The following is a 12,512-nucleotide window of genomic DNA, read 5'->3' on the forward strand; positions in this document are numbered from 1 at the left end:
CCTACATCTCCAGAAAGTTTTTCAACAGTTGCGCACCGGCCGCTCCAGAACGTTCTGGATGAAACTGCACGCCGAAGAAGTTGTCTTTTTGCACGGCGGCGGTGAAGGGCTCGCCGTAGTTCGCCTGGGCGATGGTGTTTGGGCATATTGGCATCGCATAGCTGTGAACGAAATAGAAGTAGGCCTCGTCTTCGATGCCCCGGAACAGGTGGTGGCCCGCCAGCGCGGAGACCTGGTTCCATCCCATGTGCGGCAGCGGCAGGCCGAAGTCGGTCATTTGCTTCACCGGGGTATCGATGATGCCCAGCGTGCTGATGCCGCCGTTCTCCTCGCTGCTTTCCGCCAGCAGCTGCATGCCGAGGCAGATGCCCAGCACCGGCTGGGTGCAGGCCTTGATCAGCTCGATCAGCTCGCGCTCCTTCAGCTGGTCCATCGCCGCCTGGGCGGTGCCGACGCCCGGCAGGAACAGCTTGTCGGCACGCAGCACGATCTCCGGGTCGCGGCTAACGTCCGGCTGATAACCCAGACGCTGCACCGCGTAGGTGACGGAGGCCAGGTTGGCGCAGCCGGTATCCAGAATCACCACGTTCATCACAGCACTCCTTTCGAGCTCGGCAGGGTATTGCCTTCAACGCGGATCGCCTGGCGCAGCGTGCGGCCAAACACCTTGAACAGGCTCTCGACCCGGTGATGGTCGTTTTTGCCCTTGGTTTTCAGATGCAGCGTGCAGCCCATGGTGTAAGACAGCGAGCGGAAGAAGTGCTCGACCATTTCGGTGCTGAGATCGCCGACGCGCTGGTAGTTGAACTCGGCCTTGTATTCCAGGTGCGGCCGGCCGGAGATATCCAGCGCGCAGCGCGCCAGGCATTCGTCCATCGGCAGCACGAAGCCGAAGCGGGCGATGCCGCGCTTGTCGCCCAGCGCCTTGTTCAGCGCTTCGCCGAGCGCCAGCCCGGTGTCCTCCACCGTGTGGTGGTCATCGATATACAGGTCGCCTTTGACGTCGATGTCCATGCGGAAGCCGCCGTGGGTGGCGATCTGATCCAGCATGTGGTCGAAGAAACCGACGCCGGTCTTGATCTTGCTGCCGCCTTCGCGATCCAGCCAGACGTTGACGTCGATCTGCGTCTCTTTGGTTACGCGGTTAACCCGCGCATGGCGATCGCGCTGGGTCAGCTGGCGAGCGATCTCTTTCCAGCCCAGGGTCGCGCGCTGGTAGCGCAGCCCGTGAATGCCCATGTTTTCCGCCAGCTGCACGTCGGTCGGGCGATCGCCGATCACGTAACTGTGCGCGGTATCCATGGCGCCGGCCTCCAGATACCCCTTCACCAGCGCGGTTTTCGGCTTGCGGCAGTCGCAGTTGTCCGCCGGCAGGTGCGGGCAGATCAGGATATCGGCGAAGTGAACGCCCTGCGAGCTGAGGATCTGCATCATCAGGTTGTGCGGCGGATCGAAAGTTTCCTGCGGGAAACTGGCGGTGCCGAGCCCATCCTGATTGGTGATCATCACCAGTTGATAACCCGCCTGCTGCAGGGTCAGCAGCGAAGGGATCACGTCCGGCTCCAGCGCCAGCTTGTCCAGACGGTCGACCTGGAAGTCTTCCGGCGGCTCGGCAATCAGCGTGCCGTCACGGTCAATAAAGAGGATTTTTTGGCTCACATTGGCTCCTGGCGAGTCTCGTTGGCGCCGGGCAGGGCGGCCAGCGCGTCAACCACGCGGCGGCATTCGTCACGGGTGCCTATGGTGATGCGCAGGCAGCCGGACAACCCGGGCTGTTTATTTTGGTCTCTTAAGATAATGCCCTGATCCCACAAGCTTTTAAATACATTACTTGAGGCGGTGAAGCGCACCAGCAGGTAATTGCTGTCGCTGGCGAAAACCTGCTCGACGCAGGCGCAGTTTTGCAGCGCCTGCCGCAGCCAACTGCGGTTGGCGGCAATCTCGCCAACCCGTTGCCGCATCACGCGGATGCCTTCGGCGCTGAGCGCCTGGGCGGCGATGTCGGCCACCGGCGTCGACAGCGGATAAGGCGCGATCACCTTCAGCAGCAGGGCGATCAGATCCTCGTTGCCCAGGGTAAAACCGCAGCGCAGGCCGGCCAGCGCGAAGGCTTTCGACAGGGTGCGCAGGATCGCCAGGTGCGGATAATCGCTCAGCCAACCGGCCACGCTCGCCTGCGGGCAAAACTCGATATAGGCCTCGTCAACCGCGACGATCGCCTTGCCCTTGGCCATTTCCAGCAGGCTGCGCAGAGAGTCTGGGTCGATCAGATTGCCGGTCGGGTTGTTCGGGCTGCAGACGTAGATCAGCTTGACGTTGTCCAGGCTGTCGGCGATGGCCGGCAGATCCAGCTGCCAATCTTCCCTGGCCGCCACGGTGCGGCGCTCCACGCCGAAGGTCTCGGCGCTGACGGCGTACATGCCGTAGGTCGGCGGGCAGAACAGAATGGCGTCCTTACCCGGTTCGCAGAAGGCGCGGATCAGCAGTTCGATGCCCTCATCGGCGCCGCGGCTGACCAGCACCTGCTCTTTCTGCACCCCGGCGTAAGCGGCGTAGCGCTCGATCACCTGCGCCGGCTGGCACTCCGGGTAGCGGTTGAAGGTCTGGGCGGTCAGCTGGAATTCCGGCGCGATCGGGTATTCGTTGGCGTTCAGCCACACGTCGCCGTTGCCGCCGAGGCGGCGCGCCGACTGGTAAGGGGTCAGCTCGCGAACGTTGGCGCGCGCCAGGTTTTCAATGCTCATGCTTGCTCCTTCAGGGCGGCGACGCGCAGGGTCACGGCGTTTTTGTGGGCGATCAGCTGCTCGGCGGCGGCCAGCGTTTCGATGGTGGCGGCCAGATTCATAAAGCCCTGCGGCGTCAGCTCCTGCACCGTCATGCGCTTCTGGAAGTCCGCCAACCCCAGGCTGGAGCAGGTGGCGGTGTAGCCGTAGGTCGGCAGCACGTGGTTGGTGCCGGAGGCGTAGTCGCCGGCGGATTCCGGCGACCAGTCGCCGAGAAACACCGAACCGGCGCTGGTGATGCCGTCGACCAGGTCGCGGGCGCTGCGGGTCTGAATGATCAGGTGTTCCGGGCCATACCGGTTGCTGATCGCCACGCACTCTTCCAGGTCGCGCGCCACGATCAGGCGGCTGCTGGCCAGCGCCTGGCGGGCGGTTTCCGCACGCGGCAGCTCGGCCAACTGTCGCTCTACCGCTTCGGCCACCGCCTGCGCCATCGCGGCGTCCGGGGTCAGCAGGATCACCTGCGAGTCCGGGCCGTGTTCGGCCTGCGACAACAGATCGGAGGCGACGAACGCCGGGGTGGCGCCGGCGTCGGCGATCACCAGCACTTCGGAGGGGCCGGCCGGCATGTCGATGGCCGCGCCGTCCAGCCGTTGGCTGACCTGGCGCTTGGCTTCGGTGACGAAGGCGTTGCCCGGGCCGAAGATCTTCGCCACCCGCGGCACGGAATCGGTGCCGAAGGCCATGGCGGCGATCGCCTGCGCGCCGCCGACCTGAAACACCTCCTCTACGCCGCACAGCTGCGCGGCGTAGAGGATTTCATCGGCGATCGGCGGCGGCGAGCACAACACCACCCGGCGGCAGCCGGCGATGCGCGCCGGCGTCGCCAGCATCAGCACGGTGGAGAACAGCGGCGCCGAACCGCCGGGAATGTACAGGCCGACCGAATCGATCGGGCGAGTTATCTGCTGGCAGCGCACGCCGGGCTGGGTTTCGACGTCGACCGGCGGCAGCCGTTGCGCATTGTGGAAGGTTTCCACGTTGGCGACGGCCACCGCCATCGCCTGTTTGATCTCGTCGCCGAGCCGCGCGCCGGCGGCGGCGATTTGCTCGGCGCTGACGCGCAGCGCGCCAACCTCGGTTTGGTCAAAGCGCGCGCTGTAGTCGCGCAGCGCCTGGTCGCCGTTGGCCTTTACGCTGTCGAGGATCTCGCGCACCGTGCGGGTAATGCTGTCGGAGGCGGAAATCGCCGGGCGCATCAGCAGCGCGGCGCGTTGTTCGGCGCTGCAGTCCGCCCAGTTGATCAGGGTGTTGAAGTTCGACATGGCGTTACTCCATCATCTTCTCAATTGGCAACACCAGGATCGAGCTGGCGCCGAGCGCTTTCAGTTTTTCCATGGTTTCCCAGAACAGGGTTTCGCTGCTGACCATGTGCATCGCCACGCGGTTCTGCGCGCCGGCCAGCGGCAGAATGGTCGGGCGTTCGGCGCCCGGCAGCAGCGCGACGATTTCGTCCAAACGCTCGCTCGGCGCGTGCAGCATGATGTATTTGGATTCACGCGCCTGGATCACGCCCTGAATGCGGGTCATCAGGCGGTCGATCAGCCGTTGCTTGGCTTCCGGCATTTCTCCGTCGCGCTGGATCAGGCAGGCCTTGGAGCGGTAGATCACTTCCACTTCACGCAGGCCGTTGGCTTCCAGCGTGGCGCCGGTGGAGACCAGGTCGCAGATGGCGTCGGCCAGGCCGGCGCGCGGCGCCACCTCCACCGAGCCGTTCAGCAGGCAGGATTTGAAGCGCACGCCCTGTTTGTCGAGGTACTGCTTCAGCAGGTGCGGGTAAGAGGTGGCGATGCGGGCGTCCTGCAGGCTTTGCGGGCCGGCGTATTCGGCGTCGAGCGGGGTGGCCAGCGACAGGCGGCAGCCGCCGAAGTCCAGGCGGCGCAGGGTGAAGTAGCGCGGGTCTTCGCCCTGAGCGCGGCGGGTGAGCAGCTCTTCTTCCAGCACGTTCTCACCGATGATGCCCAGATCGACCACGCCGTCCATCACCAGGCCCGGGATATCGTCGTCACGCACGCGCAGGATATCGATCGGCATATTTTCCGCAAAGGCGATCAGGCGTTGCTGTTGCAGGTTGATTTTGATGCCGCAGCGCGCCAGCAGCTCCTGGGATTCGTCGCTCAGGCGGCCCGATTTCTGCATTGCTATCCGTAAACGTGTTTTGTCCAGCATGGTAACCTCTGTTTAATCTGTAATTTTATGAATTTATTGTAAAAACTTTATTTTCTGTCTGTCCGGAGCCAAAAAAAAACCCTCGGAAGAAATCTTCCGAGGGCTCTCTCTTGCGTTCTGCGCGCCACTGGAAGATTAAAAAACCGTCTTCCAGCACTCATCGCCTGAAAGACTAGTCAGGGTGATGGTGATGATGGTGGTTGAACTGAACGCTGATCATGGGTGTTTTCTCTGTAAAGGTCGGTACTAGCCGAATTGCTAATTAACCTAAACTATCCGCCGCTCGTCGCGCAACCCTTTTTTAACGTCATAAATTTAATTTATTGAAACCGGTTGGGTTATTAGCTAAACACGGTTTTACCCAAGCTTAAGCGGCGGCGGATTGTATCGCCGTACGGAGTGGCGTAGCCTTAATGGGCAGAGCGCTGCGATCTTCAGGAGAGGGAGACGATGAAAAAGGTAGCCATTATTGGTCTGGGCTGGCTGGGCATGCCGCTGGCCCTGTCGTTGATGAGCCGCGGATATGACGTGGTGGGCAGCAAAACCACGCCGGACGGCGTTGAGGCCGCGCGCATGAGCGGCATTGAATGCTATCGGCTGGAGCTGACGCCGGATCTCTTGTGCGATCCTGAGGATCTGGAACAGCTGCTGCGGGTGGATGCGCTGGTGGTGACCCTGCCGGCCCGGCGCACCGTCGAAGGCAGCGAAAACTACTTTAATGCGGTGCGCATGCTGGTGGACAGCGCGATGGCCTTCGGCGTGCCGCGGGTGTTGTTCACCAGTTCCACCTCGGTGTACGGCGAAACCGCCGGCACGCTGCGCGAGGACTCGCCGCTGCGGCCGATCACGCCGTCGGGGCGGGTGCTGGCCGAGCTGGAGCGTTGGCTGCACGAGCTGCCGAACACCTCGGTGGACATCCTGCGGCTGGCGGGGCTGGTGGGCGCCGATCGTCACCCCGGCCGTTTCCTGGCGGGCAAGGTCGACGTCAAGGGCGGCTCGCAGGGGGTCAACCTGGTGCATCAGGATGACGTGATCGCGGCGATACAGCTGCTGCTGAAGCTGCCGAAAGGCGGCCATCTCTACAACCTGTGCGCGCCGAGCCACCCCACCAAGCGCGAGTTCTACCCGGCGCTGGCCGAGCAGCTGCAGCTGGCGCCGCCGCAGTTCGCCGACGAGGCGGAGCAGGACGGGCGGCTGGTCGACGGCAACCGCATCTGCAACGAGCTGGGGTTCGAATACCAGTACCCCGATCCGGCGCGCATGCCGGTCAATTGATTGCCTGAAGCCCCGCCGCCTGCGGGGCTTTTTTTATCGCCCGCAGCAGGTCTTCCCGCAGCGCCGTCAGCGCCTCTTTGGGCGGCGCCGGGTGGGTGACCAGGCACAGCGTCGCCCGATAAGACAGCGCCTCGCCGCCCAGCCGCTTCAACATGCCTTGCTCCACCCAGCGCGCGGCGTAATGGGTGGGCAGGTAGCCGAGATATTCCCCGCTGAGCACCAGATGCGCCACGCTTTCCATGTGGTGGGCGACGGCGGCCAGGTTGTTCGGCGCGATCGGGCACAGCCGCTGCGCCAGCAGATAACCGCGTTTGACCCAGCGGGCGTTTTCAATCTGCTCGCGGCCCGGCCGCTCGGCGGCAAACAGCGGATGGTCGGCGCTGCAGTAGATCGCCTGGGTCTCCTCCAGCCACGGCTGATAGCGCAAATCCTCCAGCTGCTGGCCAAAATAGCCGATGCCCAGATCGAGCTGCTGGTTCAGCAATCCCTGTTCAATTTCCGTCGGCGAGCAAATGCGGCACTGCAACTGCACGTCCTGGTGCCGGCGTTGGAACCCTTTGATCGCCTGGCTGAAAGGATTGCCCGGCAGCGACACCAGGTTGTCCACCAGGCCAAGCTGCAGATCGCCGGTCAGCAGGCCGTTCAGCGACTGGCTGATGCGGGTAAAGTCGCGTGCGGCGTTGAACAGCGTGCGGCAGGCGATCAGCATGCGTTCGCCTTTCGGGGTGAGCATGAAACCGGAGCGGCCGCGCTGGCACAGGCGAAATCCCAACCGGGTCTCCAGCGAGGCGAGATGGGTGCTGATGGTGGACTGATTCATCATCAGCGGCTCCTGAGCGGCGCTGACGCCCTGCGCCTCCGCCACCGCGACGAACACCCGCAGCAGTTTGAGATCGATATCGCTTAGGTTGGTGAGCATCTGTCCCTCCACGGAAAGTATCTGGCCGTTAACCCGTTTTTAACATCGAAGAAGAGGGCGTTGGCGAGTGTGATTTGTCCTTCCTTATGGCATGGATGTCAAATAAAAATCAATAGTTCAACGGCTTAGTAAACATCGTCTTTTTCAATGCTTACATGCGAAAGCGGGAATGGTAGCCAGACGAAGCCGCGGGGTAGCCTGTGAATGTTATTCAAATGTTGAAAATACCGACTCCCCAAAACAAGGAAACGCCATGCTGAATCAACCTCAAAGCGGCAACGACATGCCGCGTTTCGCCGGCATCCCCACCATGATGCGCCTGCCCGCGGCCGAAGATGCGCGCGGGTTGGATGCGGCCTTCGTCGGCATTCCGCTGGATATCGGCACCTCGAACCGCAGCGGGACCCGCTACGGCCCGCGGCAGATCCGTCAGGAGTCGGTGATGATCCGCCCTTACAACATGGGCACCGGCTCGGCGCCCTTCGAACGCCTGCAGGTGGCCGATCTCGGCGACGTCGCCATCAATCCCTACAGCCTGGCGGACAGCGTGCGGCGCATCGAACAGGCTTACCACGGCATTCTGGAGCATCGTTGCACTCCGCTGACGCTGGGCGGCGACCACACCCTGACGCTGCCGGTGCTGCGCGCCGTCGCCCGCCGGCATGGCCCGGTCGGTCTGATCCACGTCGACGCCCATTCCGATACCAACGAAGAGATGTTCGGGGAACGGCTGGCGCACGGCACCACCTTCCGCCGCGCTTTTGAGGAGGGGCTGCTGGCGCCGGAAAGGGTGGTGCAGATTGGCCTGCGTGGCAGCGGCTATGCGGCGGATGATTTCGACTGGTCGCGCCGTCAGGGCTTTCGCGTGGTGCCGGCGGAAGCGTGCTGGCACCGATCGCTGACGCCGCTGATGGCGGAAATTCGCCAGCAGATGGGCGATGCGCCGGTGTATCTCAGCTTCGACATCGACGGGCTGGATCCGGCCTTCGCGCCGGGCACCGGCACGCCGGAGGTCGGCGGGCTGTCGGTCTGGCAGGGGCTGGAGATCGTGCGCGGCTGCCGCGGGCTGAACCTGGCCGGCGCCGACGTGGTGGAGGTGTCGCCGCCGTACGATCGCACCGGCAACACCGCGTTGTTGGCGGCCAACCTGCTGTTTGAAATGCTGTGCGTGCTGCCGGCCCGCTGAGGGCACGCCAAACCCTGCCGGCGGAGCGGTTGCGTCCGGCCTCCTGATAACGATAACCAAGGTATGGAGGTGTTTATGAATCTCGATCTGCTGGTCGTGGTGTTTTATTTCCTGGTGATAGGCGCGGTGGGGTGGATGGGCATACGCCGCGCCAACTCCAAGGAGGCATACCTGGTGGCCGGGCGCAACTTGGGTCCGGGGCTGTATCTGGGCACGCTGTCGGCGGTGGTGCTCGGCGGCGCCTCGACCATCGGCACCGTCAAACTCGGTTATACCTACGGCATTTCCGGCGTCTGGCTGTGCGGCGCGCTGGGCCTGGGCATCGTGGTGTTGAGCACGGTGCTGGCCAAGCCGCTGCTGCAGCTTAAGCTGTATACCGTCAGCCAGGTGCTGTCGCGCCGCTACCATCCGGCGGCCAGGGTGACCAGCGGCGCCATCATGCTGGCCTACGACCTGATGGTGGCGGTGACCTCGATCATCGCCATCGGCAGCGTGATGCAGGTGATGTTCGCGCTGTCGTTCCCCACCTCGATCCTGCTCGGCGGCGGGTTGGTGGTGCTGTATTCGACGCTGGGCGGCATGTGGTCGCTGACGCTGACCGACATCCTCCAGTTCATCATCATGACCGTCGGCATGATGCTGGTGCTGATGCCGATGAGCATCGTCAAGGCCGGCGGCTGGGAAGCGTTCGGCAGCCTGTTGCCCGACAGCTACTACCGGCTGTCGTCGATCGGTCTGGACACCATTCTGGTGTTTTTCCTGATTTACTTCTTCGGCATTCTGATCGGCCAGGATATCTGGCAGCGGGTGTTCACCGCCCGCAGCGTCGACGTGGCGCGCTATGCCGGGCTGGGCGCGGGCGTTTATTGCGTGCTGTATGGCGTGACCGGCGCGCTGATCGGCATGGCCGGCAAAATCCTGTTGCCGCAGTTGGCCAGCACCGACGGCGCCTTTGCCGCCATCGCCCAGGCGGTATTGCCGGCCGGCATCAGCGGACTGGTGGCCGCCGCGGCGTTGGCGGCGCTGATGTCCACCGCCAGCGCCTGCCTGCTGGCGTCGTCGACCATCGCGCTGGAGGACGTGCTGCCGGCGATCCGGCGGCGGCCGTCGGGCGGGCTGGCCGCCGGGCGTTTCACCACTCTGATCATGGGCATGATCATGCTGGGGCTGGCGTTTCTGGTGCGCGACGTGCTGGCGGCGCTGACGCTGGCCTATAACCTGCTGGTGGGCGGCATGCTGATCCCGCTGGTGGGGGCGATTTTCTGGCGGCGCGCCACCAGCCTCGGCGCCATCGCCAGCATGCTGACCGGCAGCCTGTGCGTCGTGGGATTGATGTTCTGGCAGGGCATCGACGCCAACAGCCCGATCTACGGCGGATTGCTGGGCGGCGGCGCGGCCTTCGTGCTGGGCAGCCTGCTGAGCCGGCCGGCGCCGCAGTTGCAGACTTTGACCGAGCGCTGAGCGCCGCGACGCCAGAGGCAACCGCCGCAGGCGCCGTTGATGTCCAGGCGGCGCTGCGCCTACAGCCAGCCCGACTTCTTCAGCTTTTGATACAGCAAGAAGCAGCCGGCGACGGTCACCCCGAGGGTGGCGTGGTAGGCCCAGGGGAACTTCAGCTCCGGCATGTCGGCGAAGTTCATCCCGTACAGGCTGAAGATCACCGTCGGAATGGCCAAAATCGCCCCCCAGCCGGCCAACCGCTTCACCACTTCGTTTTGCTTCACCGTCACCAGCGCCAGATTGACGTGCATGGCGTTGGTGAGCATTTCGCGCATGTCGTCGATGTTACTGGCCACCTGCCGGGCATGGTCCTGCACGTCGCGCACGTAGGCGCGCAGCTCTTTGGGGATCACCTCTTCGTGCAGGCGGATCAGTTGGGTGCAGATTTCGTCCATCGGCAGCGCGGCGTTGCGCAGCGCCAGCAGGTGGCGGCGCAGGGTGTAGACGTTTTCGATCGCCGCCTGATCGAACTCGGATTTGAACATGTTGGCTTCGATGCCTTCGATGGTCGCCTCGAATTTGGCCACCACGCTGCGGTAGTTGTCCACCACGAAGTCCAGCACCGAATAGAGCGCAAAGCCGGGGCCGTGGCACATTTGCTTATGGTTTTCTTCGGCTTTGGCGCGGATCGGCGCGTAGCTGGGCGAGGCGCCGTGGCGCACCGTCACCAAAAAATTCTTGCCGACGAAGAAGTGGGTTTCTCCGTATTCGACTTCCTCGTTGTCGCCCCATTGCGCGGTTTTCACCACGATAAACAGCGAATCGCCGTAGCTTTCCAGCTTGGGGCGCTGGTGCGCGCACAGCGCGTCCTCGATCGCCAGATCGTGCAGCCCGAACTCCTCCTGCACCTTGCGCATAAACGCCGGCTCCGGCTGCCACAGCCCCAGCCAGACGAAAGTGTCCGGTTGTTTGACCACTTCGCTGATATCGTCGATGGTCACTTCGCCCAGCCGTTTGCCGGCCTTGTAGGCCACGCTGTTCACCACCATGCTTTTGCTGTCCATCGGGCCGCCCGTCATTCAGTCAGAGTTTTGGTCATAAAATAACATTCATGTTCAACCGGGTAATCTTTCAGCGTCATTTGCAGCTGATAACCGAGTTTCTCGTAGAACGGCCGCGCCTGAAAGCTGAAGGTATCCAAACGGGAATAGCGGCAGCCGCGCGCCAGCGCTGCTCGTTCGGCGGCCTGCATCACCTGGCGGCCCAGACCGCTGCCGCGCTGGGGAGCGTCCACCCACAGCCAGTCGATGCTCAGCCAGTTGCCCCAGGTGACGGCGGTCAGCCCGGCCACCACTCGCCCGTCGGCGTCCCGCGCATAGGCGTTGAGGGAGCGGCGCAGGCCGCCGTCAATATAGGGTTGGTTATGGGCGCGCAGGCCCTGGCGGATGGCATCGAGAGTATGTTCGTCCAACGTATCCGCAACGGTAATGTTCATCTTTCCTCCTCGGTTATCCGTTAACTTAAGCACAGCACGGCCAAAAGGCAACCCGTTGAAATTTAATGCAAACGATCGCGCCGGGCGATTGGGCTACACTGAATGGGACATTTTACGCTCAGGAGGACGTTATGCCCCGACTTACCCTAATGGCCGGCCTGCTGTTGTGCAGCGGCCTGCTGCAGGCCGCGCCGACGGTCACTCAGCTGCAGGACGGATTGGAGCACCCCTGGTCGCTGGCCTTTTTGCCGGCGGAACAGGGCGTGCTGATCACCGAACGGCCCGGCAGGCTGCGGTTGTGGCAGCAGGATCGGGGGCTGTCGGCGCCGATAGCCGGCGTGCCCAAGGTCTATGCCGAGGGGCAGGGCGGGCTGTTGGAAGTGCTGCCTGCGCCGGATTTCGCCGCCAGCCGCCGGGTTTATCTCAGCTTCGCCGAACCGGGGGATGACGGCAAGGCGGGCACCGCGGTGGGCTATGGGCGCCTGAGCGACGACGGCGGGCGGCTGGATAATTTCAAGGTGATCTTCCGCCAGCAGCCCAAGCTGTCGGTCGGCAACCACTTCGGCGGCAAGCTGGCGTTCGACCGGCAGGGGTATCTGTTTATCGCGCTGGGGGAAAACAACCAGCGGCCGACGGCGCAGGACGCCGATAAGCTGCAGGGCAAGCTGGTGCGGCTGACCGCCGACGGCGCGGTGCCGCCGGATAATCCCTGGGTCGGCCAGGCCGGCAAGCGGCCGGAAGTGTGGTCTTATGGCCATCGCAACCCGCAGGGGCTGGCGTTGAATCCGTGGAGCGGGGTTATCTGGGAACACGAACACGGGCCGCGCGGCGGCGACGAGATCAACATCCCGCAGGCGGGCAAAAACTACGGCTGGCCGCTGGCCACCCACGGCATCAACTATTCCGGCCAGCCGATCCCGGAGGCCAAAGGCCAACGGGCGGCGGGCACCGAACCGCCGCTGCATTACTGGCAGGTATCGCCCGGCATCAGCGGCATGGCGTTTTATGATGCGCAACGCTTCCCGGCCTGGCGGCATTCGCTGTTTATCGGCGCGCTGGCGCAGAAAGAGCTGATCCGCCTGACGCTGGACGGAGACAAGGTGGTGGCGGAGGAGCGGCTGCTGGGCGATCGCGGCGAACGCATCCGCGAAGTGCGCAGCGGGCCGGACGGCTATCTTTATCTGCTGACCGATGAAAGCGACGGCAAGCTGCTGAAGGTGGGGGCGTCGTGACGCCCCGGGGAAA

The 12,512-nt window shown here is 63.8% G+C and carries 13 protein-coding genes and 1 other annotated feature; of the genes, 4 read left to right on the forward strand and 9 right to left on the reverse strand.

Annotated features, from left to right (window positions below; all coding sequences use genetic code 11):
* Position 1: 1 nt before the first annotated feature.
* The 6 genes from hisH to hisL form a co-directional block, all read right to left on the reverse strand.
* The gene (gene hisH / locus CKW09_RS08280) at positions 2-592 is read right to left on the reverse strand and encodes an imidazole glycerol phosphate synthase subunit HisH (protein WP_095096667.1); all 591 of its coding nucleotides are present in this window, start codon (positions 590-592) and stop codon (positions 2-4) included.
* Positions 592-1,659, reverse strand: a complete 1,068-nt coding sequence (gene hisB, locus CKW09_RS08285; RefSeq protein WP_061798517.1) for a bifunctional histidinol-phosphatase/imidazoleglycerol-phosphate dehydratase HisB — start codon at positions 1,657-1,659, stop codon at positions 592-594. The genes hisH and hisB overlap by 1 nt, the downstream gene beginning before the upstream one ends.
* On the reverse strand, positions 1,656-2,744 hold the full coding sequence (hisC, locus tag CKW09_RS08290; RefSeq protein WP_095096670.1) for a histidinol-phosphate transaminase: 1,089 nt from the start codon (positions 2,742-2,744) through the stop codon (positions 1,656-1,658). The genes hisB and hisC overlap by 4 nt, the downstream gene beginning before the upstream one ends.
* Entirely contained in the window at positions 2,741-4,048 is a 1,308-nt protein-coding gene (gene hisD / locus CKW09_RS08295; protein ID WP_095096674.1) for a histidinol dehydrogenase, read from the reverse strand. Before hisD ends, hisC begins: the two co-directional genes overlap by 4 nt.
* A gap of 4 nt (positions 4,049-4,052) precedes the next feature.
* Entirely contained in the window at positions 4,053-4,952 is a 900-nt protein-coding gene (hisG, locus tag CKW09_RS08300) for an ATP phosphoribosyltransferase (RefSeq protein WP_061798521.1), read from the reverse strand.
* A 70-nt stretch (positions 4,953-5,022) separates the two neighbouring features.
* Positions 5,023-5,149, reverse strand: a sequence feature (His leader region).
* A complete protein-coding gene (gene hisL / locus CKW09_RS24525) occupies positions 5,125-5,172 on the reverse strand; it encodes a his operon leader peptide (protein ID WP_115939823.1) in 48 nt (15 codons plus the stop codon). Its footprint overlaps the feature before it by 25 nt.
* A gap of 230 nt (positions 5,173-5,402) precedes the next feature.
* On the opposite strand from hisL, the gene CKW09_RS08305 reads away from it, so the two are divergent.
* On the forward strand, positions 5,403-6,227 hold the full coding sequence (locus CKW09_RS08305) for an SDR family oxidoreductase (RefSeq protein WP_061798522.1): 825 nt from the start codon (positions 5,403-5,405) through the stop codon (positions 6,225-6,227).
* On the opposite strand, the gene CKW09_RS08310 is transcribed toward CKW09_RS08305, so the two are convergent.
* On the reverse strand, positions 6,220-7,146 hold the full coding sequence (locus tag CKW09_RS08310) for a LysR family transcriptional regulator (RefSeq protein ID WP_095096677.1): 927 nt from the start codon (positions 7,144-7,146) through the stop codon (positions 6,220-6,222). The genes CKW09_RS08305 and CKW09_RS08310 overlap by 8 nt on opposite strands.
* Before the next feature lie 253 nt (positions 7,147-7,399).
* On the opposite strand from CKW09_RS08310, the gene speB reads away from it, so the two are divergent.
* Together speB and CKW09_RS08320 are read left to right on the forward strand one after the other, a co-directional pair.
* Positions 7,400-8,332: an agmatinase gene (gene speB, locus CKW09_RS08315; protein WP_061798525.1), complete on the forward strand. Its 933-nt coding sequence runs from the start codon at positions 7,400-7,402 to the stop codon at positions 8,330-8,332.
* Between the two features lie 75 nt (positions 8,333-8,407).
* Positions 8,408-9,793: a sodium:solute symporter gene (locus CKW09_RS08320; RefSeq protein WP_095096680.1), complete on the forward strand. Its 1,386-nt coding sequence runs from the start codon at positions 8,408-8,410 to the stop codon at positions 9,791-9,793.
* 59 nt (positions 9,794-9,852) lie between these two features.
* Here CKW09_RS08320 and CKW09_RS08325 read toward each other — a convergent pair whose 3' ends face one another.
* Entirely contained in the window at positions 9,853-10,836 is a 984-nt protein-coding gene (locus CKW09_RS08325) for a magnesium and cobalt transport protein CorA (RefSeq protein ID WP_061798545.1), read from the reverse strand.
* Between the two features lie 11 nt (positions 10,837-10,847).
* Positions 10,848-11,267 (reverse strand): GNAT family N-acetyltransferase, encoded by a 420-nt coding sequence (locus tag CKW09_RS08330; RefSeq protein WP_095096683.1) that lies wholly within the window; start codon positions 11,265-11,267, stop codon positions 10,848-10,850.
* A gap of 131 nt (positions 11,268-11,398) precedes the next feature.
* Here CKW09_RS08330 and CKW09_RS08335 point away from each other — a divergent pair, with 131 nt between their 5' ends.
* The gene (locus CKW09_RS08335; protein ID WP_095096686.1) at positions 11,399-12,499 is read left to right on the forward strand and encodes a PQQ-dependent sugar dehydrogenase; all 1,101 of its coding nucleotides are present in this window, start codon (positions 11,399-11,401) and stop codon (positions 12,497-12,499) included.
* Positions 12,500-12,512: the final 13 nt, after the last annotated feature.

It is taken from the genome of Serratia ficaria, assembly GCF_900187015.1.
In the GTDB taxonomy this organism is placed as follows: Bacteria; Pseudomonadota; Gammaproteobacteria; order Enterobacterales; family Enterobacteriaceae; genus Serratia; species Serratia ficaria.

Excerpts from the sequence above, each read along its gene's own strand:
- hisH (WP_095096667.1), bottom strand. The coding sequence starts at position 592 with ATGAACGTGGTGATTCTGGATACCGGCTGCGCCAACCTGGCCTCCGTC.
- hisC (WP_095096670.1), bottom strand. The coding sequence starts at position 2,744 with ATGAGCATTGAAAACCTGGCGCGCGCCAACGTTCGCGAGCTGACCCCT.
- hisD (WP_095096674.1), bottom strand. The coding sequence starts at position 4,048 with ATGTCGAACTTCAACACCCTGATCAACTGGGCGGACTGCAGCGCCGAA.
- hisG (WP_061798521.1), bottom strand. The coding sequence starts at position 4,952 with ATGCTGGACAAAACACGTTTACGGATAGCAATGCAGAAATCGGGCCGC.
- CKW09_RS08305 (WP_061798522.1), top strand. The coding sequence starts at position 5,403 with ATGAAAAAGGTAGCCATTATTGGTCTGGGCTGGCTGGGCATGCCGCTG.
- CKW09_RS08310 (WP_095096677.1), bottom strand. The coding sequence starts at position 7,146 with ATGCTCACCAACCTAAGCGATATCGATCTCAAACTGCTGCGGGTGTTC.
- speB (WP_061798525.1), top strand. The coding sequence starts at position 7,400 with ATGCTGAATCAACCTCAAAGCGGCAACGACATGCCGCGTTTCGCCGGC.
- CKW09_RS08320 (WP_095096680.1), top strand. The coding sequence starts at position 8,408 with ATGAATCTCGATCTGCTGGTCGTGGTGTTTTATTTCCTGGTGATAGGC.
- CKW09_RS08325 (WP_061798545.1), bottom strand. The coding sequence starts at position 10,836 with ATGGACAGCAAAAGCATGGTGGTGAACAGCGTGGCCTACAAGGCCGGC.
- CKW09_RS08330 (WP_095096683.1), bottom strand. The coding sequence starts at position 11,267 with ATGAACATTACCGTTGCGGATACGTTGGACGAACATACTCTCGATGCC.
- CKW09_RS08335 (WP_095096686.1), top strand. The coding sequence starts at position 11,399 with ATGCCCCGACTTACCCTAATGGCCGGCCTGCTGTTGTGCAGCGGCCTG.